Genomic DNA, 24,684 nt, shown 5'->3' on the forward strand with positions numbered 1-24,684 from the left:
ACCAATGACGCCAACAAAAAGCCCGGCGCGATCGGCCGGGCTTGATGTCAGGAATTTCGGATTGATCAGGCGAGATTACCGTTGATCCAGTGCGACAGCGCGGTCTTGGGCGCGGCGCCAACCTTCACATCGGCTCTTTCGCCGCCCTTGAAGATCATCAGCGTCGGGATCGAGCGCACGCCGAATTCCGCTGCCAGTTCGGGATTCTCGTCGATGTTGAGCTTGGCGATCTTCACCTTGCTGCCGAGCTCATTGGCGATGTCTTCCAGCGCCGGCGCGATCATCTTGCAGGGACCGCACCATTCCGCCCAGAAATCCACCACGACCGGCTCCTTGGCGTCGAGCACAGCGGTCTGGAAATTGTTCTTGTCGACCTTGACGGTAGCCATGCGGAAATCCTTTCGAAATTTTTCGTCGCACCAAATGTGGTGGTTGCCGCGCCCTTCTTCAAGCAGTTCTTGTGTCACGCTCGCGTGAGTCGGGCAAGAGCGTCATCCATGGCCCGAGCCGGTAGTTCGATCAGCCGCGGCGCCTCCGTGAACAGCAAGGCCGCCGTGACTTCGCGGCCGGGATAGAGCGGCCGCAGCAAGGCGCGATAGAGCGCGAGCTGCAGCAGATAGGCGGGCGGAACCTCGCCCAGCGAGGCGGGCGCCGGCCGATTGGTCTTGTAATCGATGATGGATACGCGGTCCGGCGTCACCGCCAACCTGTCGATCTTGCCGGAAATCGAGCGTTTCGTGCCCTTGACGTCGAGGCTGCCCATGACCGCCACTTCGGCGCGCGAAGAGGGTCCGAAAAGCGGCGCGAAACGCGGATCGGCAAGGATCGCCATCACCGAGGCGACCGCCTTTTCGCACTCGCCGGCCGGCCATTGCGCGCCGGCGCGGGCGAGATAGCGTTCGGCTGCGCCCTGGCGTTCGTTTTGCGCCACGCCGGGCAGCATCTGCAGCAGTTTGTGAAGCGCCAGGCCTCGCATGACGGCGAAGCCGGGTTCGGCGTCGCCATCCAGCACTGGCGAGCCGGTGTCGATGACGCTTTCCTTGCCCTCGTCGATCAGGGCGGAGGCTCCGGATGGCGACAGCGGGCGCGGCAGGTCCTCGTATGGCGGCAGCGGCTTGAACAAGATTTCGGGCGGCGGCCCGAAGTCCCGCGTCTGCCTGGCTTCGCTCTCGGCGACCGGTGCAAACGGCGGCAATCCGGTCACCTGGAAGCGATGCACTGAGACGCCGCCGCCGGCCGGATGCGGATACTCGGCACTCTCCGGCGCCCCGACCAGGGCACGGCTGACGAGCGAATGCCAGGTGCCGGTGTTCGGCGCGCGCTTGCCATGATAACCGCAGACGATCAGCCTGTCCTCGGCCCGGGTCATGCCGACATAGAGCAGCCGCCGGTACTCGTCATCGGCGAGATCGCGCGCCCTGGCCGCGGCAGCCTTCGAAATCCCGTTGGCGACGTCGCTGGTCGAACGCCAGAGAAAGCCCTTGCCGCTCCAGTTCAGCCCCGAACCCTCGAAAGGCATCAGGCGCGGCAGGTGCTGATCGCTGAACGGAGCCGAACCGCCATCGACCAGGAAGACGACAGGCGCCTCGAGCCCCTTGGCTGCATGCACGGTCATGACGCGAACCTCGTCGCGGGTCTGGTCCATCTCGCGCTTGATTTCTGGGCCGGCGCTCTCCAGCGTCGACAGGAAGGCTTCCAGCCTGGGCAAGCCGGTCCGCTCCTCGGCAAGGCAGAAACTCAGGAATTCGTCGAGAATGTCCCCGGCTTCCGGCCCGAGCCGCGCAACCATCTTGCGGCGCACGCCACCGCGTGCCAGCAGGCCGGCATAGAATTCGAACACCGGCTTGAAGACGGCCTCGTTGGCCCAGATGTCGAGTTGAGCGGCGACCGCCGCGAGCGCTTCGCTTTGGCTGGCATGCTGGCGCAGGGACTCGGCCAGCGACAGGCCGGATGGTCTTTGCGCGGCCAGTGTGAAAAGCATCTCTTCCGAGAGATCGAAGATCGGGCTCCGCAGCACGGCGGCGAGCGACAGATCGTCCTGCGGCTGGATCAGGAAATGGCCGAGCGCGATCAGGTCCTTGACCGCGATGTGGCCGGGCAGGCTCAACCGGTCCGCGCCGGCGACCGGGATGTCACGACGTTTCAGGGCACGCGTCAGTGCATGAACGAAGCGATCGCGCTTGCGCACCAGCACCAGCACGTCGCCAGGGCGCAGCCTCTTGCCGCGGCCTTCGATGACCTCGCCATTGCCGATCCAGCCGGCAATGGTGGCGGCGACGTTTTCGGCAACCCGAACCGCCGGCGCGCGGGCATGGTCGACTGCCTGGGTCCAGTCGTCCGGCTCGTCGACGACATCGGCGCCGATGGATGGCCAGACCTCGACATAGCCCGGTGCATCGGTGCGTATCGCCTTGTGGCTCAGCGGGTCGGGGTCATGGCTGATGCCGCGCCGCACGACCGGATCGGCGAAGACACGGTCGACAGCGGCCAGAACATCGTCGGTCGAGCGGAACGACCAGGTGAGCTTCAGATCGGCGAAGGGCGCATCGGCGTCGCGCACCTTGCTTGCGAACAGGAGCCTGCTGTCGGCGAAGGAATCCGGCGCCGCTCCCTGGAAGGAATAGATCGACTGTTTTTCGTCACCGACAGCGAAGATCGTCCGATGCGCGGTGTCGCGGGCGCCGATGCCGGCGAAGAATTCCTCGGCCAGCCGCTTCACCACCTCCCACTGGTCGGGGCTGGTGTCCTGCGCCTCGTCGAGCAGGATGTGGTCGATGCCCTGGTCGAGCTTGTATTGCACCCACGGGCCGGCATCGGGCCTGGCCAGGAGACTGACGGTGCGGGTGATCAGGTCGTTGAAGTCGAGGAACCCGCGGCCACGCTTCAACTGCTCGTAGCGGGCGACCAGCCAGTCGGCCAGCGTCAGCGCGGCGCGCGTGCCCTCCAGCATTCGGAACAGGGCGAGCCGGTCGACCGTCTCGACGATTGCGGTGGTCGCCGAGAGATAGCGCTCCGCCAGGTCCGGCAGCCGGTCGAGCAGCGCCTTTTTGAATGCATTGGCTGGATCGTAGACGTCGCCGTCGGCCTTCAGGAAAGCCCGCGAAAGCAGCTGCAGGCGGCGCACGGGGTCGGTTTCCGCGAAAGCCAGGCGCGCATGAGGCAAGATGTTGTTGAGCACCGTCCTGGCGTCGGCGGCCTCCGCCGCCTGGGCGAAGCCGGCAAAATAATCCGGCAGGAAGCCGGGCAGCGGCCAGATGGCGGTCGCTATGCCTTCGGCGGTCTGGCCGGGGCGGAATTGGAATTCGTCGAACAGCGTCTGGAAGTTCGGGCCGCCTCGATCGATTTCACCGATGAAGGCGCCCAGTTCGTCGCGCTTGCGGACGATCTCACCCAGCAAAGCGTCGAGCCCGGCCTCGCCACCGCGCTCGAGCACGGCGGCGAAAGCTTCGGCGAGGTCCGGCCGATCCGCCGCGCTGCCCGAAATCATTTCACGGCGCGCGGCGGCGAACAACGATGCCTCCATCTGCGGGTCGAGCATCTCGAAATGCGCGGGGATGTTGGCTTCCAGCGGGAACTGGTGCAGCACCGATTCGCAGAAGGCATGAATGGTCTGGATCTTCAGGCCGCCGGGCGTTTCCAGCGCCTCGGCAAACAGGCGGCGGGCGCGGCGCATGGTTTCGCGGTCGGGCCGGCGGCCATCGAGCGCCTCGACCCTCACCGCCAATTCGGCATCGCCGAGCGCGGTCCATTCCGACAATGTCGAGAAAACCCGGTTCGACATGTTGGCGGCGGCGGCGCGCGTGTAGGTCAGGCACAGTATCTTCGACGGATCGGTGCCACGCAGCAGGAGCCGGATGACGCGCTGGGCCAGCACATGGGTCTTGCCGGACCCGGCATTGGCCGACACCCAGGCGGAATTCCTCGGATCCGAGGCGCTGGCCTGCCTGGAGGCGGTTTCGCCGGGGATGGGATAGGCTTTCTTCATGCCTCCCCTCCCTCGTCATCCGCATCGCCGCCCGCCGACCATTCGAGCACGCGGGCGAGATGGTCGTAGTTGCCGTCGGTCTCGCCTTCGCGGAACGGCAGTGCCCGCGACAGGTAGCCGGCCGCCGGATCGGCATAGTGGATGAGCAATTTCTCCAGCCGCGCCCAGGCCTCCTCGGCGAGGTCCGTGGCGGTGCGTGGCTGCCGGTTGTATTCGAGGATCGATTCCTCGAAAACCTCGCCATTCGGCTTCAGCCTGACAAAAGCCAATTGCGAGGGCTCGCGCGCGCCGAGTTCCTGGAAAGCGCCGCGCCTGAGCAACGCGCCCTCCAGGGCCAGTTGCGGCGACAGCAGCGTGTGCGCCTGGGCCTTGGAAGGCGAGGAGCCGGTCTTGTAGTCCAATATGTCGGCCAAGCCGCCATGGAGAAGATCGACCCGGTCGGCATAGCCCGACAGGGTGATCCCGGATTGGCCGACCACGGTCTTGGCCGCTCGCGCCTCGGCGTGGCGCCGGGCCACGGCCCCAGCGCGGCCGCGTTCCCATTCGATGATGCTGGCGGCGAGCTTTTCGAAACGCGGCCACCAGACCGCCTCGACATCGGCGGGAAGTGCTGCCTCGGCAAAGCAGGTCCGGCCGGCGGCGAGCAGGCCGGCCAGCGCATCGGGAGCACGCGGATCGGCCACGCTGCCCGAGAACAGATGCAGGATGGCGTGGAACAGCGTGCCGCGCTCGGCCGCACCCGGGTCGCGGATGACCGGGTCGAGCGGCAGCAGGCCGAGGATGCGCCTGGCATAGACGGCGTAGGGATCGCGACGCAGCGTCTCGATCTCGGTGACCGAGAAATGGGTTGGACGCAGCGCGACCGGCGGCTTCGGCTGCGGGCGCGGCGCGAAGTCCCGCCGCGGGCCGGAATCGAGCGCGCGCGCCCAGGCGATGAGTTCGTCGCCACGTTCGGCAAGCCTGGCTGCCTGGTCCTTCCCGATATAAGTGAGAATGCGCTGCAGCCAGCGCGAGGGCACGGCGGGCGCGTCGCCGGCGCGTGCGGAGCGCGACAGCACCACCTTCGCCGCCCCCATGGCCATCTGGAAATCATGTGCGGCAAGCCCAATGCGCCGTTCGGGCGGCTCCAGGTCGATGCCGGTCTTCATCAGCCGCGACATGAAGCGATCGCTTTCGGGTTTGCGCGGCCACACGCCTTCGTTCATGCCGCCGATGACCAGCGTGTCGACATTCTGCAAGCGGGCTTCCAGCGCCCCCCAGATGGCGATGTTCCTGTCTGTGCCTTGCGCCGGCTTGACCGTCTCGGGCGCGATCAGCGCCGCCATGACGTCTGGCCATTCGTCGGCGGCAAACGACAGCGGCACGGGCGCCGCGACCAGTCCACGCAACAGGTCGGCGAGCTTCTCGCCGGCATCGCCGGCATAGAGCGCGCCAAGACCGCCATCGGCCGCACGGCCGAGATTTTCCAACACCACGACGCTGGCCCCGACCAGCGCGACAAGACCGGCGTCGGCCTGGCCGCGAAAGGCGGCAAGCGGCGCCAGCGCTTCGTTGAGACGTCCGAGCAAATTCCGCGCGCCTTCGATGGCGCGCACGGTCAGCCGGGCAAACCAGAAAGGCCGCCTGCTGTCGGCGCCGAGGTCAACCAGGCGGGCTTCGAACAGGTCCGGCAGCGACGCGATGTCGGGGCGGCCGGTGCCGCCGCGCAGCGCCACCAGCTCGATCAGTTCCGCCGCATGGCGAACGCTCGTCCGGTCCAGGCCAAGGGCAAGCAGGGGATGCTTGAGCAACGACAGCAGGCCGACCGGGTCACCGGGGCGGAACACCGCCTGCAACGCCAGCCCAAGCAGGCCGGCGGCGGGCGTGTTGGAAAGCGGCACACCGCCGGAATCGTCGGCGACGACGCCGAAGCGAGCGAGCTCGACCGAGACGCGGCGCGCCAGCGCACGGTCACCGGTAACGAGGGCCGCTCTTTGGCCGGGCTGCTCGACTGCGCGCTTGAGCGCGACGGCGATCCCCACGGCTTCATCGCGTTCGCTGGCTGCCTCCAGCAGGCTCACGCCGGAGAACGCCTGCTCGATGTCGGAGGGGGAAAAGCCGCTGCGCGTCTCGGCCCACAATTCGGTGGTCTCGGCCGGCCGCAGCGCTTCGCCGACGAGGGCGGCGCGAAGCGCGAGTTCATGTCCGGCCGCGCCGATCTCCTCGACATCGCCGCGCAGCACACCGATGGTGCCGATCAGCTTGGCGAGGCCGTATTGCGGATGGCCGAGCACGGCCGGACGTGCGCCCGGCGCCGTGATGGCCTGGAAAGACGGCTCATCCATCGTCCGGTCGAGGCCTGGCAGCACGATGGCTCCTCCCGCCAAGCGGGCGATTGCGGCCAGCAGCTCTGCCGTGGCGGGGATGGAGCCAGTGGAACCGGCGGCGATAACCGGCCCGGCGGGCGGATTGCGCCGCAGCCGCGCCGCTTCCAGCCGGATCAGGGCGCTGCGATGCGCGGCCGGATTGGAGAGGTTCCGTTCCCCAAGGAATTTCGGCCAGGCTTCGGTGACGATGCCGAGGAAATCGAGCGTGACCTGCCACCATCCCGCGAGATTGCCGCTCACCAGATCGGCGAGCCGCGTCCAGTCCGTGCCTTCCGTCTCGATCTCATCCATAAGCCGGGCGAGATCGCGCGCCAGCCAGATCGCATCGGCGGCGGAGGCCGGAATGACGATCTCCTCGTCGAAAAGCGCCGCCACATGCGCCGGCAGCCGGCGTTTCCAGGCACGCACCAGCGGCGCCAGCAGCAACAGGCGTTCGGTTGCCGCGATCGGCGGCGCGAGGTCGATGGCGGCCGACGCTTCCGTCTCGAACGCGGCCTCGTCCTCATCGAACTCGCCGAGCGGCCGGATGACTGGCAGAATCGCCGAACCGCCGCCGCCCCTCGCCGACAGGCTGTCGACGAAGACGCCACGCAAGGCGCGCGCGGCGCGGCGCGTCGGCACATAGATGATGACATCGGCCAAAGCGAGCGGGTCGCCATCGAAGCGAAAGCCCGGAACAAGACGCCCGGCCAGCAGCGCCTCGGCAAGCGTCGGCAGAAACGGCGCACCGGGCGGAATGGAGAAAACGCGGCCCGGGCCGCTCATTGCAACTCGGCTAGCGCGTCGGCGACCGCCGCTTCCGCGCTGGCAATAGCGTCAGGCGTGCCGACGGTGATCCAATGGCCATACATCGGCATGCCGGACAGCCGGCCGGCGGCGATCGCCTTGTCGAAGTAGGCGTTAAGCGAATGAGGTTCCGGCAGGGCACCCTTGAAGATGCGCGGATGGACGATCGCCGCCCCGGCATAGATCAGGCCCGCCGGATCGCCCTTGGAACGCCGCAGGGTGCCGTCCGGCGCCACCAGGAAATCGGTGCTGCCGCAGTGTCCGGTCGCCTGATGGAGATCCGCCAGCATCAGCAGAATATCCATTTTCGCGGCGTCCCATGCAAGGGCGAGACGGTTGAGATTGGGCGTTCCTTGGTCGATCCAGAAGGTGTCGGCGTTGAGGATGTAGAAGGGCTGTTGGCCGAGCTCCGGCAGCGCCTTGACGATGCCGCCGGCGGAATCGAGCAACCGCTCGCTCTCGTCCGAAATGACGATCCGCGGCGCATGGCGCGCGCCGAGATGGGCGACGATCTGTTCGGGAAGATAGTGCACGTTGACGACGGCCTTGCCGATGCCGGCCGCGGCGAGACTGTCGAGGCCCCAGTCGAGCAGCGTCTTGCCGGCGATCCTGACCAGCGGCTTGGGGATCGTGTCGGTGATCGGCCGCATGCGCTTGCCGAGCCCTGCGGCAAGCACTATCGCAGTTTTGGGCACGATCGCAGTTTTGGGCACGCTCGCTGCGTCCGGTATCGATGTCACGGCGTTTGCTCCTCCAGCAGACCGTGAGCGGTATAGAACTCGCGAAGGCCGGCCAAGGCAGGATGAGACAGCGCCCGGCGCAGATAGTCGCGGATACGCGGCAAGTGCTTCAGATAATAGGGCTTGCCGTCGCGTTTTTCGAGCCGGACGAAGATGCCGAGGATCTTGGAATTGCGCTGCGCCGCCATGATCGCATAGGCCTCGAGGAATGCCGCCTCGTCAAATGGGCCGGCCGCGTGGCGGGCGGCGACATAGGCATCGAGCGTGCGTTTCTCGATGCCTGGCGGGATGGTGACGCGCGCGTCCATGGCCAGCGAGGCGACGTCGTAAGCGGCGGGGCCGATCAACGCGTCCTGGATATCGACGATACCGAGCCGGTCATGGCCGGAGCGCTCAGCGCGCCAGATGATGTTCGGCGAATGAAAGTCACGCAGCATCAGCGTGTATTGGCTGTCAGCGAGCCGGTCGAGAACCGCGTTCCACTCCTTGTGGTAGCCGACGCGCAAGGCATCGCCCGCCGGAGCGCCCGTCAGCATCGGCACGTACCAATCGACCAGCAGGTCCGCCTCGATCAGCATGGCGTCGCGGTCGAAGGGCGGCACATCGTGAAACACGCCGGGCGCGGCCTCCATCCGGTGGGGCCAGGTCTTGCCATGCATCATGGCGAGCAGTTCGGCCGCCGCCTCATAGCGCCCGGCGACCGGCCTGCCATGCCCGTCCAGGAAACCTTCGGAGCCCAGATGTTCGAGCAGCAGGAATCCCTGGTCGAGATCCTGCGCATGGATTTCGGGAACGCTGACCCCGGCGGCGAGCAGCGCGCGGTCGATGGCGGCGAAGGCTGACACCGACTGGGCGGTGTGGGCGATGACGCCATAGGGCTTGCCGTCGCGCACCGGCGGGCCCAGCACCAGCCGCGGCGAGTTCATCAGCACCCTCGCGGCGTGGCCTGGAAGCGAGACAATTTCGTAGGAGCGGGCAGAGGCATCGCCGATGAAATGGCGGCGGCTGGCCTCGCCCCATCCAGCGCCTTCGAGGAAATCACGCATGGCGAGCGACCGCGCCACCCGATCGTAGGCAGCGCCTTGCCCGGACAGTCTCGCCAATCGGCCATCGCCATGCTGGACGAGTTCGATCAACACGGCGGTCCCAGGCAAATAACCCTCGGCCCGTTCCGGCCATTCGACAAGGGCCGCGCCTTGCGCCAACGCCTCGTCGAAGCCCAGTTCATCGAGCTCGGCTGCCGAGGACAGGCGGTAGAGGTCGAAATGATGGACCGGGATGCGCGTATCGTAGCTTTGCACAAGGGTGAAGGTAGGACTCGGCACGTCGAGACCGGCATCGTCGGCCAAGGCCCTGATCAGCGCCCGCGCCAGCGTCGATTTGCCCGCGCCGAGATCGCCCTTCAGCGCCAGGACGTCGCCGGCGCGCAACGCCAGCGCCAGATCCTCACCCAGCCGCGCTGTCTGTGTTTCGTCGGCGAGTAAACGCTCGAGCATCAATGCGGCCATCGAGTGCGCTACTCGGCCGCGGCGCGGATGCCCGGCATGTCGGGAAAGGTGCAGATGACGGTCGTGCCCTTGTCCTTGCCGGTTTCGATGCGGACGCTGCCGCCATGCAGCTCGACGAAGCTCTTGACGATCGACAGTCCGAGCCCGGCGCCGCGCCGGCGGCCGCCATTGGCGCGCGGCTCGAAGCGGCGGAACACCGAGTCAAGCACGTCGGGCGGCATGCCGGGTCCATCGTCATGGACCGAGAATTCCACCCCGTCCGCCAACTGACGGCAGGCGAGCCGGATGGCGCTGGCCTCCGGCGCGTAGTTGGCGGCGTTGCTGAGCAGGTTGTAGAGGATCTGGCGAATGCGGATTTCGTCGCCGTGGAAGGTCTTCGGCGCCGCGGCGGCATCGACCTCGAGCCTGATTGAATGCTCTTCCAGCCGGTCGGCAACCAGCTCGGCGGCGGCGGCGATCGTGCGGTCGACATGGACCTCGGAAATGTCGAGCTGCATGATGCCGGCATCGACCGTGGCCAGGTCGAGTATGTCGTTGACGATGGTCAAAAGCACCGAGGACGACGAGCCGACATGCTCGACATATTCGCGCTGCTTCTGCGTCAGCGGACCGGTGGCCGGCAGCGACAGCAGTTCGGTGAAGCCGATGATGTTGGTCAGCGGCGAGCGCAGTTCGTAGGACACGTGCTGGACGAATTCGTTCTTGAGCTGGTCGGATTTCTCCAGCGCCTCGTTCTTGTCCTTGAGCGCGCGTTCGACACGGACGCTGTCGGTAACGTCGACGAAGGTCATCATCACCTGCCCGTTGGGCAGGGGGATCACGGCGTAGCGCAGCACGGTGCCGTTGTTGAGCTCGGTCTGACCGTGGCGGTCGCGGCGCTCGTCGTCGAAGCCGGTGATGGCGGCGACGAAGCCGCCCCACGGGCTGTCGATCGCTTGCAGGTCGCAAAGCTCACGGATTGCGGAAACATGGACATTGGGCCGGGCGGTTTCGGCGTCCAGGCCCCACAAAGTAGCAAATGCCGGGTTCGACAGGCGCAGCCTGCCGTCGGGACCGAACACCGCCACGCCTTCGGCGAGGTTGTCGAGTGTTTCGCCCTGGACCCGCACCGCGGTGCGGTAGCGGCTTTCGAGGTCCATCTTCTCGGTCAGGTTCTCGAACACCCAGGTGACGCCGCCCTTGGGCTGCGGGTTGGCGACGACGCGGATGGTCTTGCCGTCGGGCAGGTGCCACCAATGCTCCTGGGATTCCACCGCGCGGTAGGCGCCGAGCAGGCCTTCCTTCCAGCGACGCCACTCCGGCTGCTCGGCGATCTTGCCCTCGCTGCGCAGCCGATCCAGCAGCAAAGCGTTATCGGGCGCGCTGTGCAGGAAGCCTGCATCGAGGCCCCAGAGCTTCTGGAAAGCCTGGTTGAAGAAGCGCAGCTTCTCGTCGGTGTCGAAGATCGCGACCGCCGTGTTGAGCTGGTCGAGCGTGTCGGCGTGGCTGCGCACGGTGCGCTCATATTCGCTGCGGATGGTTTCGATGGCGCTGGTGTCGCAGGCAAGCCCGGCCGAACCGTCGGCGCCGGCGAAATCGGTCACCGCGAAGACGCGGCGGTCGCCCTCGATGACCGTGGAAAGCGTCTGTTCGAAGACAGGATGGGACTTGTGCTGGGCAGCGATCGCTTCGCGCGCTTGGCCGCCGAGGAATTCCTTGGCGTCGCGGACAGCCATCTCCGCGCTTTCGGCCTCGACCGCTTCGGCATAGGCCCGGTTCACCCATCTCAGGCGGCCGTCCTCGCCGCGCAGCCATGCCGGCATCTTCAGCGCCTCGAGCAGGCCGATCATCGTATCATGATCGGCGGCCAGCCGCTGGTTTTCGATCTTCAGCCGGGCCTGGCTGCGTTGCGTCTCGGAAAGAGAAACGAACCGCACCAGCACATGCGCCGCGCTCTTGCGGCCATGCACTTCCAGCGGAGCGCCGGTCTGCGTTTCGATGACGAGGTCGAAGGACACGGCTCTTTCGCGCAGCCCCGCGACGGCATGCTCGAGTGCCGCAGCCGAGCGCGGCATCAGCCAGCGGCCGAAGGCAAGGAAGGCGGCCCGCTCCTCGGGCGCGCCGCTTTCGACCGGCAGCGTGCCGATGAGCTCGGGTTTCTTGTTCTCCGAGGCCCAGACGACGACACGCTGGTCGCGCAAGTTGAGCAGCGCCTCCGAACGGCGCAGCGCCGCGTTGATGTCCGCGATGCGGCTCCTGAGCTCGACATTTTCGGCCGAGGTGCGCGCTCTCTCCCGGATCAGAACGATGGCCGACAGGAATGCCGCTCCCATCACTCCGACAAAGACGGCAAGCTGCACGACCTCGACCGTGCTCACCGATAGGCTTGCGGCCTCCGCACCAGCAGCCTGGGCGTGGGCCACCGTGCCGGCCAAAGGCCAGCCAAGTGCGGAGCCGGCAAGGAAAAGTCCGGCGCGCGCGCGCCATGAAGGGCGCCCGCCTCGCGTGGCGGTGCCGGTAATCCTCGAATCGTCATGGCCGCCGGAAACGGCCCGTCCCGCGCAAAGCGGGTTATCCCCCGGCATGTCTTGGTCCTCTTCGCCGCCTGAATGCAAGACCGCCCTGATGCGTACGCCGGTCCTCGTCCCCGGACCGCGAATCACAACAATAGCGCCTGCTGGAATCGGCGTGAAGAATCATTCGGCGCAAAAATAAAGCCGGGCGAAAAGTCAATCGCCCGGCGTCAATATCTGGTAGTAAATTCAGCTTTGGTTAATAGCGGTAGTGTTCCGGCTTGAACGGACCCTGCGGGGTCACGCCGATATAGGCTGCCTGTTCGCCCGACAGTTCGGTCAGGCGAGCGCCGAGCTTGTCGAGATGCAGGCGCGCGACCTTCTCGTCGAGATGCTTGGGCAGCACGTAGACCTGGTTCTGGTACTGCTCGCCCTTGGTGAACAGCTCGATCTGCGCCAGCACCTGGTTGGTGAAGGACGCCGACATGACGAAGCTCGGATGGCCGGTGGCGTTGCCGAGGTTGAGCAGGCGGCCTTCCGACAGCAAGATCATGCGCTTGCCATCGGGGAAGGTGATCATGTCGACCTGAGGCTTGACGTTGGTCCATTTCAGGTTGCGCAGCGATGCCACCTGGATCTCGTTGTCGAAGTGACCGATGTTGCCGACGATCACCATGTCCTTCATCGAACGCATGTGGTCGAGGGTGACGACATCCTTATTGCCGGTGGTGGTGATGACGATGTCGGCGGTGGGTGCGGCATCTTCGAGCGTGACGACCTCGAAGCCGTCCATCGCCGCCTGCAGGGCGCAGATCGGATCGACCTCGGTGACCTTGACGCGGGCGCCGGCGCCCTTCAGCGAGGCGGACGAGCCCTTGCCGACGTCGCCATAGCCGCAGACGACGGCGACCTTGCCGGCCATCATGGTGTCGGTGCCGCGGCGGATGCCGTCGACCAGCGATTCCTTGCAGCCATATTTATTGTCGAATTTCGACTTGGTGACGGAGTCGTTGACATTGATGGCCGGGAAAGGCAGCAAGCCCTTCTTCTGCAGCTGGTAGAGCCTGTTGACGCCGGTGGTCGTCTCTTCGGTGACGCCTCGGATCGCTTCCTTCTGCTTGGTGAAGAAGCCGGGCGAAGCCTTCATGCGCTTCTTGACCTGGGCATAGAAATGTTCCTCCTCCTCGCTGTGCGGATTGGACAGCACGTCCTCGCCGGCCTCGGCGCGCGCGCCGATCAGGATGTACATGGTGGCGTCGCCGCCATCATCGAGGATCATGTTGGAGGTGCCGCCGTCGGCCCACTGGAAAATCCTGTCGGTGTAGTCCCAGTACTGCTCAAGCGTCTCGCCCTTGACGGCGAAGACCGGGATGCCGGCCTCGGCGATGGCAGCAGCCGCATGGTCCTGGGTCGAGAAGATGTTGCAGGAAGCCCAGCGTATATCGGCACCGAGCGCCTTCAGCGTCTCGATCAACACCGCGGTCTGGATGGTCATGTGCAGCGAGCCGGTGATGCGCGCGCCCTTGAGCGGCTTCTTGGAGCCGAATTCCTCGCGGCAGGCCATCAGGCCCGGCATTTCGGTTTCGGCGATCTCGATTTCCTTGCGGCCCCAGCCGGCAAGCGAGATGTCGGCGACCACATAGTCCTTGCTACCCGTCATGGCAGTGCTCCGATGCGAATTGTTACGCTATTGAATTGTTTGCGGATGCGCCCGCGCCGGCAGGCGCGTCGAAGGGCGCGAATTGCCCGCCTGACTAGCAGATCGGCGTCAAGACGACAATGGGATATAAAGAAATCTTTATCCCTGCATGTCTTCCATGCGAAGGTAAGGGATCAGCATTCCTCGCCGAAGCGGGACGCCACCAGCTGCTCCAGCGCATTCATGACCTCAAGCGCTTCGGGACCGCTGGCGGTGACGCGAATCGAATAACCCGGACTTGCAGCCAGCATCATCAGGCCCATGATCGAGGTGCCGCCGACCTTGACGCCGTCCTTCTCGACATGGACCGACGCGTTGTAGCCGCTGGCGAGCTGTACGAACTTGGCCGAGGCGCGCGCGTGCAGGCCGCGCTGGTTGACGATCGGAAATTCGCGGACGATCTGGTCCTTTTCCGACGACATCGTGCTCATTTGCTGCTCAGGAGCTGGCTGGCGACATTGATGTATTTGCGCCCCGCCGCCTGCGCCTCGTCGAGGGCCGCCGCCATGTTGTCGCCCTTGCGGATCGAGGATAGCTTGATCAGCATCGGCAAATTCATGCCGGCGATCACCTCGGTGCGGCCGGACTCCATCACGGAAATGGCAAGGTTCGAAGGCGTGCCGCCGAACATGTCGGTCAACACGATCACGCCCGTCCCGGTGTCGACACGGGCAACGGCATCGACGATGTCGCGCCGGCGCTGCTCCATATCGTCGTCAGCCCCGATCGCCACGGTTTCGAAATTGTCTTGTGGCCCGACGACATGTTCCACGGCATGTCGGAACTCGGTGGCCAGTTGACCGTGCGTTACAAGCACGAGTCCGATCATTCTTTGGTGGCTCCCGTCATCGCCGCTTCACAGGCGCATTTTATGCTCGCCAGCCATTCCAGGCGGCGGGAGCGCTATCTTGTCGACGCGCGGCTCGTTGACAAGCCCAAAATTGCGCCGGCCCATGCCATTTTGACGCATTGCAGCAAAAAACCCCGGTCGCATCATAGAAAAGGCGCGATCGACAGATGCGCCATCACGGCGGGCAAGGCAGCGGCAATATTGCGTTCCGTCACGTCAATCCGCGGCACCAGGCAGCCGGCGATGTTGTCGTCGGCATCCTCCTGAAAGCGTACCACTTCGCCGGCCGGCAAAAGCCTGACATGCAGATCGATGACGGCGCCCGCCTCAAACGGCACGGGTCGCGGACCACGCCCGGGCACCTCGACCAGGCCCTCGATCGCGGCGGGCGCGCGGCACACCAGCCGTCCCGCATGTGCCATGACGAAAAGCTGGTCGTCGCCGACGAGCCGTGAGAACAAGCCTCGCGGGTGGCAATGGTCAATGAGCGCCAGCGCCAGCGTCGTCTTGCCCGAACCGGATGCGCCGCTGACGAGAACGCCGCGCTCGCCGATCAGGATGGCCGTTGCGTGGATGTTTTCAGGCTGCATGAGCGTGCCCGCTTGTGTATTTCGGAAATCCTGATCCAACCCCGTCATCCCGAGAATCTGCAGGCCTTCCAATAGTGTTCGCACCATAGTCCCGCTGTGCGGCGGATCCACGGGACAAGCCCGAGGATGACGGCCGTAAGGCCGCGATATCCGGGATCATTTTTGCATGAGGCATGATCTGATCCGAAAACCGGTTCCCACTTTTCGGGATCATGCTTCGGCCGGCAGCGTAACCACGAAGCGGGCGCCCTTGATCTCGCCTGGCTTGGTGCCGGGGATGTTCTCGGCGGTCAGCGTGCCGCCATGGGCCTCGACGATCTGCCTGGATATCGACAGGCCAAGGCCTGAATTCTGGCCGAACGCCTCGCCGGCGGGCCGGTCGGTGTAGAAACGTTCGAAGATGCGGTCGATGTTGTCGGCACGGATGCCGGGACCATTGTCATCGACGGTGAGGATGTTGAACTTGCCGGTGCGCGCCAGCGACAGGATGATGTGGCCGCGCTCCTCTGGCACGAAGGAGCGGGCGTTCTCGATCAGGTTGGTGATGACCTGGCCGATGCGCAGGTCGTGGCCGACGACGAAATAGCCCTTGACGCCCTGCGGCAGCTTGGCGACCCTGAGCTCGATCTCGACCGCCTTCTTGTTGCGCGTCGTTTCACGCGAGACGGCGACGAGGTCGGTGATGAATTTCTTCAGGTCCACGGTCCCCGCGTCATCCCGCGCCAGCTCGGCGTCGAGACGGGAGGCATCCGAAATGTCGGTGATGAGGCGGTCCAGCCGCCTGACGTCGTGCTGGATGATCTCCATCAGCCGGCTGCGCGAATTGTCGTTCTTGGCCAGCGGCAAGGTCTCCACCGCGCTGCGCAGCGAGGTCAGCGGGTTCTTCAATTCATGGGAAACATCGGCGGCGAAGCTCTCGATCGCCTCGATGCGCGCATAGAGCGCGTTCGTCATGTCGCGCACGGCAATCGACAGATTGCCGATCTCGTCCTGACGGTCGGAGAAATCAGGGATTTCCTCGCGGCTCTTGACGCCGCGCCGTACCCGCACGGCCGCCGCCGACAGCCGGCGCAGCGGATTGGCGATGGTGGAGGCCAGAAGCATCGACAGGATGGCGGTGACGAGCGCCGCGATGCCAAAGACGCGCAGGATCGCCTTGCGTTCGGCGGCGACGATCTTGTCGATGTCGCCGCCTTCGGTCGACAGCATCAACACGCCGAGAACGGCGCGGAAGCGCTGGATCGGCACCGCGACGGAAACGATCTGCTCGCCCTGTTCGCTGATCCGGACGATGGTCGACGGGCTGCCGGTCAGCGCCTTGACCACTTCCGGGAAGGCGGCGCCATTGCCGCCGGGCTGCTCGTGATAGACCGGCAGATCGGTGTTGCGGAAGAAGTCGAAGATGAACTTCTGGATGCGTTCGACAAGGTCGGGCTCTTCCTCGTCGACCGGGGGCAGATCGTACCGAAGGATCTGCCCGCGCGAATAGAGATGGCGCGAATCGAGCAGCAAATTGGCGTCGCGGTCGTAGATGCGGGCGCGGGTGCGGGTCGGCGAGATCAGCCGGCGCAGCACCGGGGCGACGCGCTCGGGATTGATCGGGAAATCCAGATTGTCGAGCTGGTCGGAGCCCGGTCCCAGGCTTTCGCCGGCCTGCAGCTCAAGCAGCTTTTCCGGATCGATGCTGATCGAATCGGTCTCGACCGTCGCCGAGGCGGCGATCGCGCCGGCGATGATCTCGCCCTGGGTCATGAGGCTTTCGACGCGGGCGTCGATCAGCCCGTCGCGGAAGGTGTTGAGATAGAGAATGCCGGTGACCAGGACTGCGAGGCCGGCGAGATTGAGGAAGAGGATACGCCGCGTGAGGCTGGAAAAGATGTGATGGCCGAGGAAGCGGCGCATGGGCACGGTGAGCTTCGACAGGAACGCGGGCATGATGCGCGCCGGCCGCCTTGCAACGCCCGCCGATCTGCTCCGCTGTGCTTCCACTGCCATCGAACAGCAGTTCCCTGCTTAGTATTAGTGAGTAGCGGGTAGCGAATAGAGAAATGGTTGGCTGAGATCGCGGCGATGCACGGGTGGCCGCTCGCACCATTCAAAACTGACTACCGACTATTCTCTATTGCCTACCCGCCTATTCACGCCTCGCGGAACCGGTATCCGACTCCGTAAAGGGTTTCGATCATCTCGAAGTCGTCGTCGACGGCCTTGAACTTCTTGCGCAGCCGCTTGATGTGGCTGTCGATGGTACGGTCGTCAACATAGACCTGCTCATCATAAGCCGAATCCATCAGCGCATCACGACTTTTTACGACGCCGGGGCGCTGTGCCAGCGAATGCAGGATCAGGAATTCGGTGACGGTGAGCGTCACCGGTTCGCCTTTCCAGGTGCAGGTGTGGCGTTCCTGGTCCATGACGAGCTGGCCGCGCTCGAGCGAGCGCGCCTGCTGGCTGGGCGCTTTTGCCGCGGCCTCACGGGCGCTGGCACGACGCAACACCGCGCGCACCCGCTCGACCAGCAAACGCTGCGAGAAGGGTTTGCGGATGAAGTCGTCGGCGCCCATCTTGAGGCCGAACAGCTCGTCGATCTCGTCGTCCTTGGAGGTCAGGAAGATGACCGGCAGGTCGGATTTCTGGCGCATCCGGCGCAAGAGTTCCATGCCGTCCATGCGCGGCATCTTGATGTCGAGGATGGCGAGATTCGGCGGGCGCGCCGCCAGGCCTTCCAGCGCGGACGCACCATCCGTGTAGGTTTCGACGCGATAGCCTTCCGATTCGAGGGCGATCGACACCGAGGTCAGAATGTTGCGGTCGTCATCGACAAGCGCGATTGTTGCCATTTCAAGCGGCTCCCTCATGAGCTGTCCCTTCTTTGGTAGAGAAGGGGCTTTTGCAGGACAAATTAGGTACAAAATGTGGCATAGGCCTTCGCCGCTGTCACGGGCGGCATGCCGGCGGCCACGATCGCACCTCGATATGGATTGGACGAACCAGCGCCGCCAATCCTTTGGGCAACCACGAAACTTTTTGCACATATAAACGATTTAAACAACTTTCAAAATATTTAAATCGATTAATGATTTGATATCATTCGGCTTTTCTGGTTCTGACCATCTAAGCTCGCGTAGTGGGCGTGCCGGAAAGGCGCCGGCAAAGATGCGGCAAATCGGAGAAGGGTCACCCATGTCGGAAGTCGGCAAACGCAATCCTGCCTGCGCGATCGATCGTATCGGTCTCAGAACCTCTGGCCTGGTGCGCTACAATTTCGGGGCGCCCGCCCTCTACGAGGAATCGATCAGGCGCGGCGAAGCGCGGCTGACCGCACATGGCGCGCTGGTCGCCGAAACAGGCCAGCACACCGGCCGTTCGCCCAAGGACAAGTTCGTCGTCCGCGACGGCGCCACCGAGAATGACATCTGGTGGGACAACAACAAGGCGATCTCGCCGGACCAGTTCGAGACGCTGCTCGAAGAGTTCCGGGCGCACGCCGCGGACAAGGATCTCTACGTGCAGGACCTTGTCGGCGGCGCAGACCATGAGCTGAAGCTGCCCACCAGGGTCATCACCGAGTTTGCCTGGCATTCGCTGTTCATCCGCAACCTGCTGATCCGTCCGGAAGCTGCGGAGCTCGACCATTTCGTGCCCGAGATGACGATCATCGACCTGCCCTCCTTCCGCGCCGACCCCGCCCGCCACGGCACCCGCACCGAAACCGTGATCGCCGTCGACCTCACCCGCAAGATCGTCCTGATCGGCGGCACTTCCTATGCCGGCGAGATGAAGAAATCGGTGTTCACAATGCTGAACTACCTGCTGCCGGCCAAGGGCGTGATGCCGATGCACTGCTCGGCCAATGAGGGCGCTGGCGGCGACGCCGCGATTTTCTTCGGCCTGTCGGGCACCGGCAAGACGACGCTGTCGGCCGATCCGTCGCGCACGCTGATCGGCGACGACGAGCACGGCTGGGGGCCGCACGGCATCTTCAATTTCGAAGGCGGCTGCTATGCCAAGACCATCAAGCTGTCGGCGGAAGCGGAGCCTGAGATTTTCGCCACCACGCAGCGCTTCGGCACGGTGCTGGAGAACGTCGTTCTCGACGCCCATGGCGTGCCGGATTTCGACGACAGCCGGCTCACCGAGAACACGCGCTGCGCCTATCCGCTCGACTTCATACCCAATGCCAGCAAGACGGGGCGCGCCGACCATCCCCGGAACATCATCATGCTGACCGCCGACGCTTTCGGCGTGATGCCGCCGATCGCACGACTGACCCCGGCGCAGGCGATGTATCATTTCCTGTCCGGCTACACGGCCAAGGTGGCCGGAACGGAGAAGGGCGTGACCGAGCCCGAAGCGACGTTCTCGACCTGTTTCGGCGCGCCGTTCATGCCGCGCCATCCCTCGGAATATGGCAATCTGCTGCGCGAGCTGATCGCGCAGCACGGTGCCGATTGCTGGCTGGTCAACACCGGCTGGACTGGCGGCGCCTACGGCACAGGCAGGCGGATGCCGATCAAGGCGACGCGCGCGCTGCTTGCCGCGGCACTCGACGGCTCTCTGAAGACGACCGGTTTCCGTACCGACGCCAATTTCGGTTTCGAGGTGCCGGTGGCGGTGCCGGGCGTCGACGCCGCCATCCTCGACCCGCGATCGACCTGGGCCGACAAATCGGCCTATGACCGGCAAGCGGCAAGGCTGGTCGGCATGTTCGCCGTCAATTTCGAGAAGTTCGAAAGCCATGTCGACGCCTCCGTCCTCGGCGCGGCGCCGCACATGCGGGAAGCGGCGGAATAATCGCCCGCCAGGCTCAGCCATCCTCGCAAGGCCGGTCCCGATCGGGCCTTTTCTTTTTTCGTGCGCCGCGCCATGACTGCGGCATGACGAGCGACGACACAATCATCATTGCCGACGATGCCGTGATCCATCCGGGTGATCTGCACGAGGATTTCATCCGCTCCTCCGGCCCCGGCGGGCAGAACGTCAACAAGGTGGCGACGGCGGTGCAGCTGCGCTTCGATGCACGCAACGCACCCGGCCTGTCGGAGCGCGTGCGCGAACGCACGATCAGGCTTGCCGGCCAGCGCGCCACCAAGGACGGCGTCATCGTCATCGAAGCCGGACGCTTCCGCACGCAGGAGCAGAACCGGGCGGATGCACGGGCGCGGCTGACGGCGCTGGTCGCCAAGGCGGCCGAGCCGCCACCGCCGCCGCGCAAGAAGACGAGACCGTCGAAAGGCGCGGTCGAACGGCGGCTGAAGAGCAAGGCCGGACGCGGCACCATCAAGAAACTGCGCGGCCGGGTAGAGAACGATTAAGCAACACACCAATCGCGCGCGTGAACCCGCTTTCAATTTCGCTTTGCAGATGCAAGGTTTACTCATTGCCACAGCAAGGAGACCTGGAGATGGGTATGTTCGATTTCGTCAAGAGCGTCGGCAAAAAGCTCGGCATAGGCGGTGACGAGGAAGCGGCACCCAGCGCCGATACGCTCAAGAAAGAACTCGATTCGCACAAGCTCGGTACCGACGGCGTGCAGGTCGTCGTCCAGGGCGACACGGCGGTGCTGAAGGGCGTGGTCAAGGACCAGTCGGTTTTCGAAAAGGCGGTCATCGCCGTCGGCAACACGCTAGGCGTCTCCAAGGTGCAGGCGGACGAGTTGCAGGTCGCGCCGGCCTCCGGTTCGGCGGCGGCCGCGGCCAAGGAACCGACCTTCTACACCGTCCAGAAGGGCGACAATCTCTGGAAGATCGCCGAGAAAAGCTATGGCAAGGGCAAGGGCGCCAAGAACACGGTCATCTTCGAGGCCAACAAGCCGATGCTGACCCATCCCGACAAGATCTATCCGGGGCAGGTCCTGCGCATTCCAGACCTCACCTGATCAAGGGAGACGCGAATTTTTCGGGAACGGCGGCTTTCGGGTCGCCGTTTTCATTTTCAGATGGCATGCTCGAACCGACGAAACGGAGCTAGCGACCGACCTCATGCTCGTTCTGCCCAAGGGCGTCCGCCACATGCCGGCCTATCTGTCCCGCGACGTGCAGGAGGCGCTGGTGGAGGATGTGAGAGGCATCGTCCAGCAGGCGCCGCTATTCGTGCCGGCCATGCCGCGCACCGGCAAGGAAATGAGCGTGCGCATGACCAATTGCGGCCCGCTCGGCTGGGTCACCGACAAGGAACGCGGCTATCGCTACCAGCCGACGCACCCCGTGACAGGGACGCCGTGGCCGCCGATCCCGGATGTGCTGATGCGGTTGTGGCGAGAGGTCTCGGCCTACCCGCATCCGCCGCAGGCATGCCTGGTCAATTTCTACGCGCCGGATGCGAAGATGGGTCTGCATCAGGACCGCGACGAGGAGGATTTCTCAGCACCCGTTGTATCGGTCTCGCTGGGCGACGACTGCCTGTTCAGGGTCGGCCAGACGACGCGCGAGGGGGCGACCCGGTCGTTCCGGCTGAAGAGCGGCGACGTCGTCGTGCTCGGCGGCGAAGGACGCCTCTGCTTTCACGGCGTCGACCGCATCTACCCCTCGACCTCGGCGCTGCTGAAAAATGGCGGCAGGATCAATCTGACGCTGCGGCGGGTGACGAGGGGTCAGTGAGCACTGCTGCGCCGCGCATAGACCTCGATGTAGTCTCCTAGCGCGATCTCTTCGTAATTGCTCATCAAGGCCTGGAAGTCAGCGTTCTGACGCATCCAGGTAGTCCATATTGGAGGATAATTCGCCGCCAACGACAACACGGATTTCTTCTTGTCCAAGCGATCGACAAGGATGATGTCCGGCTTGTTGTCGCGGATCAAGGAGTTGACATAAAGCGTATAGTTGTCGAGGTCGTGCCGCGCTATTCGTTCGTCTTCGCCGTGATAGTTGCCTTTCATCAAACCCCAAAGCGCATGGGCGCCAACCCAATCATGAGCGTAGGCTGAAAGCCAACGGCCATTGACCATCCTCGCCAGCGGATTCCCGACGGAAAGATCCGAACTGACCTGAACAATGGACGGCGAGGAGTATCGGGCCTTGATTGCATCGACCAGGCTCTTTTCCGGCATCTGGTAAAACTGGTGGTGCGTTACCGTGAGAGCGACAACCACAGCAAAGGCGGCGCTAGAATGAAGTCTCGCATTGGCGCGCTCCGAGGCCGCTTCTTCTCCTGAAAGCGCGAGCACTTTTTGCCGTCGCGATGCAACAGCCAACAGCATCGCGACCAGCAACGCAAGCTGATACGGATACTGGTGATTGGGCCAATATTTGCCAAGATATGCCATTGAGACAAAGAAGCCTGCGCCACTTGTTACCGCAATTGCCACATCACTTCGCCAAGCAGATTTCCGCATCTGGAAGGCTATAAAAACGACGAACACCGCAAAGGTCGGCAGCGCCAACAGAATATTTATGTTGGCCCGCAGACTGACATAGTAGCGCATCAGCAAAGGCAAGAATGTATCAAGAAATTCTGGGAACCATATTCGCACGCTGGCGAGATACCCCGTGCAGATCGCGCCTATGACGATATTCTCAACAGTCAGGCAGGCCAGAAGCGACCGCCTTCGCCAGGCGATGACAAGATAAGGCAGTGCGATGCCAAGTGCCCAGTGGGGCTTAACGAGCAGCAACACGCTTGCCGCCAGCCCAACGGTGAATGCAAGTGCAAATGGTATATGCTGGCCTGGACTATCGTTGGAACGCCACATCATCAGGAACAGCATCGGCATGAACAGCATCATACCGATATGCTCGCGTTGTCCGAAAATATTCCCTGGCATGATCAGAAGCAGAACCGCGAGCATGGGATAGACCCACTGGGTTCTGAGATCGACAAAGATCCTGCCTTTCTCGATCACAAGGGCCGACAACAAAATCGAAACGACGAAGATAAGATAGATGAAATATTCGATCGCCAATTCCGGCGAAATTCCCAACCTATGGGACAACCACACTGGTCCGATATACAGAGCGACCGAAAAAGGCGGGTTGGTTTCTAAAATGTCGACATAGAGTTTCTGACCAGAAAAAATCTTCTCGCAGATAATGATTATCCAACTCACATCGGTGTTGTCACCCGCTGTCCAAGGCATGAAAAAGGAGATCACGACGACCAGTCCAACGAGCGAGAATTGCCGCAGACTGCCGATACGGTACTGGGATGCGACCATCGCATCGAACGTTCTTGCGCCCGACAAGCTCATATGATTGCCTCTAAAAGGACGAGCCTCCGCAAAAGATTAAAGGTCATGATCGAAACTGGGACAGAGGCATAGCTGCTTGCGATCCCATTAAGATTGCATCGGAAACTAGCTCGGATAGCCTAAAGTGCCGTTAATCGCGCCAGCTAAAGCTTGCGCAGCGCCACTTCCTCGACCAGGTGGTCGGCGCCTTTGCGTAGGATCAAGTCGGCGCGGGCGCGTGTCGGCAGGATGTTTTCGCGCAGGTTCTTCAGGTTGATGTTGGTCCACAGGCCTTCGGCAATCGCCCGTGCCGAATCCTCCGACAGTTGCGAATAGCGATGGAAGAACGATTCCGGATTGCGGAAAGCGGTCTCGCGCAGCCGCATGAAGCGGGAAATGTACCATTCGTGGATCAGCTTCTCGTCGGCATCGATGTAGATGGCGAAGTCGAAGAAGTCGGACAGGAAAGGCACGATCTTGCCGTCCTGCGGCAGCTTGCCCGGCTGCAGCACATTGATGCCCTCGAAGATCAGGATGTCGGGCCGGTCGATGGTGACGAACTCGCCGGGGATGACGTCATAGGTGAGGTGCGAATAGACCGGCGCGCGGATATCTGGCAGCGCCGACTTGATGCCCGAGAGGAAGCGCAGCAGCGCGCCGACGTCGTAGCTGTCGGGAAAGCCCTTGCGCTCCATCAGGTTTTCGCGGCGCAGTACCTCGTTGGGCAGCAGGAAACCGTCGGTGGTGATGAGATCGACCTTGGGGCTGGACGGCCAGCGCGCGAGCAGCTCCTTCAGTACGCGCGCCGTGGTCGATTTGCCGACCGCGACCGAACCGGCGATGCCGATGATGAAGGGCGTCTTGACCACGTCCGAGGCGTTGAAGAAAGCCTGGCGCTGCCGGAACAGCAGCTGGCTGGCCTCGACATGCGCCGACAGAAGCCGCGACAGCGACAGATAGATGCGCTTGACCTCTTCGAGATCGATTGGATCGTTCAGCGACCGCAGGCGGCGGAATTCATCCTCGCTCAGCGTCAGCGGCGTGTCGGCGCGGAATTGCGACCATTGCTCGGCCGAGAAGAAACGAAAGGGGGAATATTTCTCGGTCGGTGCGAGCTGATCCATCGAGATTCCTGCCCTCCTCGCGGTCAGCGCTTGGACCGTGACGCCTTCTCGGCGATACCCGAACGCCCGGTGCGGCTTTCGAGCTCCTTAAGCACGTCGTCCAGCGGCACACCCGAAATGCCGAGAACGACGAGCCAATGGTATATAAGATCGGCACTTTCCGAAACGAGCGCGTGTTTGTCGCCCTTGATGGCGGCAATCACCGTCTCGACCGCCTCTTCGCCGAGCTTCTGCGCCGCCTTCTCGATGCCGCGCGCGTAAAGCTTGGCGGTCCACGAGTCCGGATCGCCGGAATGGGCGCGTTCGCTGATGATTGTCTCCAGATCGGAGAGTGAAAACCCGGTCATGGCGCCTTGGCCCTATTTCTTAGCCGCAAGCCT

General features: G+C 64.0%; 19 protein-coding genes. 4 read left to right on the forward strand and 15 right to left on the reverse strand.

Going from position 1 to position 24,684, the window contains the following annotated elements; translation table 11 throughout:
* Window positions 1–65: 65 nt before the first annotated feature.
* The 12 genes from trxA to LB547_RS29730 all read right to left on the reverse strand — a co-directional run bounded on the left by trxA (window position 66) and on the right by LB547_RS29730 (window position 17,856).
* Window positions 66–425 carry a thioredoxin gene (gene trxA / locus LB547_RS29675; protein WP_404928036.1) on the reverse strand — a complete coding sequence of 120 codons (360 nt, stop codon included), beginning with the start codon at window positions 423–425 and terminating at the stop codon, window positions 66–68.
* A gap of 38 nt (window positions 426–463) precedes the next feature.
* Entirely contained in the window at window positions 464–3,985 is a 3,522-nt protein-coding gene (addA, locus tag LB547_RS29680; protein WP_140763737.1) for a double-strand break repair helicase AddA, read from the reverse strand.
* Window positions 3,982–7,116, reverse strand: a complete 3,135-nt coding sequence (gene addB, locus LB547_RS29685) for a double-strand break repair protein AddB (RefSeq protein ID WP_140763734.1) — start codon at window positions 7,114–7,116, stop codon at window positions 3,982–3,984. Before addB ends, addA begins: the two co-directional genes overlap by 4 nt.
* Window positions 7,113–7,877, reverse strand: a complete 765-nt coding sequence (locus LB547_RS29690) for a nucleotidyltransferase family protein (protein ID WP_281405848.1) — start codon at window positions 7,875–7,877, stop codon at window positions 7,113–7,115. Before LB547_RS29690 ends, addB begins: the two co-directional genes overlap by 4 nt.
* A complete protein-coding gene (tsaE, locus tag LB547_RS29695) occupies window positions 7,874–9,385 on the reverse strand; it encodes a tRNA (adenosine(37)-N6)-threonylcarbamoyltransferase complex ATPase subunit type 1 TsaE (protein WP_140671642.1) in 1,512 nt (503 codons plus the stop codon). The genes LB547_RS29690 and tsaE overlap by 4 nt, the downstream gene beginning before the upstream one ends.
* 8 nt (window positions 9,386–9,393) lie before the next feature.
* Window positions 9,394–11,949, reverse strand: a complete 2,556-nt coding sequence (locus tag LB547_RS29700) for a sensor histidine kinase (RefSeq protein WP_140517753.1) — start codon at window positions 11,947–11,949, stop codon at window positions 9,394–9,396.
* 187 nt (window positions 11,950–12,136) lie between these two features.
* Window positions 12,137–13,537, reverse strand: a complete 1,401-nt coding sequence (ahcY, locus tag LB547_RS29705; protein ID WP_140763731.1) for an adenosylhomocysteinase — start codon at window positions 13,535–13,537, stop codon at window positions 12,137–12,139.
* Between the two features lie 173 nt (window positions 13,538–13,710).
* Window positions 13,711–14,007: an HPr family phosphocarrier protein gene (locus tag LB547_RS29710; RefSeq protein ID WP_140491179.1), complete on the reverse strand. Its 297-nt coding sequence runs from the start codon at window positions 14,005–14,007 to the stop codon at window positions 13,711–13,713.
* Entirely contained in the window at window positions 14,004–14,405 is a 402-nt protein-coding gene (locus LB547_RS29715) for a PTS sugar transporter subunit IIA (RefSeq protein WP_027032585.1), read from the reverse strand. Before LB547_RS29715 ends, LB547_RS29710 begins: the two co-directional genes overlap by 4 nt.
* Before the next feature lie 164 nt (window positions 14,406–14,569).
* Window positions 14,570–15,016, reverse strand: a complete 447-nt coding sequence (locus LB547_RS29720; protein ID WP_140763763.1) for an HPr kinase/phosphorylase — start codon at window positions 15,014–15,016, stop codon at window positions 14,570–14,572.
* Between the two features lie 210 nt (window positions 15,017–15,226).
* The gene (locus tag LB547_RS29725) at window positions 15,227–17,011 is read right to left on the reverse strand and encodes a sensor histidine kinase (protein WP_140491185.1); all 1,785 of its coding nucleotides are present in this window, start codon (window positions 17,009–17,011) and stop codon (window positions 15,227–15,229) included.
* Window positions 17,012–17,154: 143 nt separating this feature from the next.
* Window positions 17,155–17,856, reverse strand: coding sequence for a response regulator transcription factor (locus LB547_RS29730; RefSeq protein WP_010912942.1), 702 nt, complete (start codon window positions 17,854–17,856; stop codon window positions 17,155–17,157).
* Between the two features lie 343 nt (window positions 17,857–18,199).
* Between LB547_RS29730 and LB547_RS29735 the strand changes: the two genes are divergently transcribed.
* The 4 genes from LB547_RS29735 (at window position 18,200) to LB547_RS29750 (ending at window position 21,615) form a co-directional block, all read left to right on the forward strand.
* Entirely contained in the window at window positions 18,200–19,810 is a 1,611-nt protein-coding gene (locus LB547_RS29735) for a phosphoenolpyruvate carboxykinase (protein ID WP_140563523.1), read from the forward strand.
* Window positions 19,811–19,893: 83 nt separating this feature from the next.
* Complete coding sequence (gene arfB, locus LB547_RS29740; RefSeq protein WP_140491189.1) at window positions 19,894–20,331, forward strand: alternative ribosome rescue aminoacyl-tRNA hydrolase ArfB; 438 nt, start codon at window positions 19,894–19,896, stop codon at window positions 20,329–20,331.
* A gap of 89 nt (window positions 20,332–20,420) precedes the next feature.
* Window positions 20,421–20,894, forward strand: a complete 474-nt coding sequence (lysM, locus tag LB547_RS29745) for a peptidoglycan-binding protein LysM (RefSeq protein ID WP_140491191.1) — start codon at window positions 20,421–20,423, stop codon at window positions 20,892–20,894.
* 103 nt (window positions 20,895–20,997) lie between these two features.
* On the forward strand, window positions 20,998–21,615 hold the full coding sequence (locus LB547_RS29750; RefSeq protein ID WP_140524103.1) for an alpha-ketoglutarate-dependent dioxygenase AlkB family protein: 618 nt from the start codon (window positions 20,998–21,000) through the stop codon (window positions 21,613–21,615).
* On the opposite strand, the gene LB547_RS29755 is transcribed toward LB547_RS29750, so the two are convergent.
* From LB547_RS29755 to LB547_RS29765, 3 genes are all read right to left on the reverse strand, one after another.
* Window positions 21,609–23,201 (reverse strand): hypothetical protein, encoded by a 1,593-nt coding sequence (locus tag LB547_RS29755; protein WP_140582995.1) that lies wholly within the window; start codon window positions 23,199–23,201, stop codon window positions 21,609–21,611. The genes LB547_RS29750 and LB547_RS29755 overlap by 7 nt on opposite strands.
* Before the next feature lie 143 nt (window positions 23,202–23,344).
* Complete coding sequence (gene coaA, locus LB547_RS29760; protein ID WP_140491197.1) at window positions 23,345–24,304, reverse strand: type I pantothenate kinase; 960 nt, start codon at window positions 24,302–24,304, stop codon at window positions 23,345–23,347.
* A gap of 23 nt (window positions 24,305–24,327) precedes the next feature.
* The gene (locus LB547_RS29765; RefSeq protein ID WP_140491199.1) at window positions 24,328–24,651 is read right to left on the reverse strand and encodes a phosphoribosyl-ATP diphosphatase; all 324 of its coding nucleotides are present in this window, start codon (window positions 24,649–24,651) and stop codon (window positions 24,328–24,330) included.
* Window positions 24,652–24,684 lie beyond the last annotated feature (33 nt).

The sequence above is a fragment of the Mesorhizobium sp. B264B1B genome (genome assembly GCF_020165765.1).
Taxonomy (GTDB): Bacteria; Pseudomonadota; Alphaproteobacteria; order Rhizobiales; family Rhizobiaceae; genus Mesorhizobium.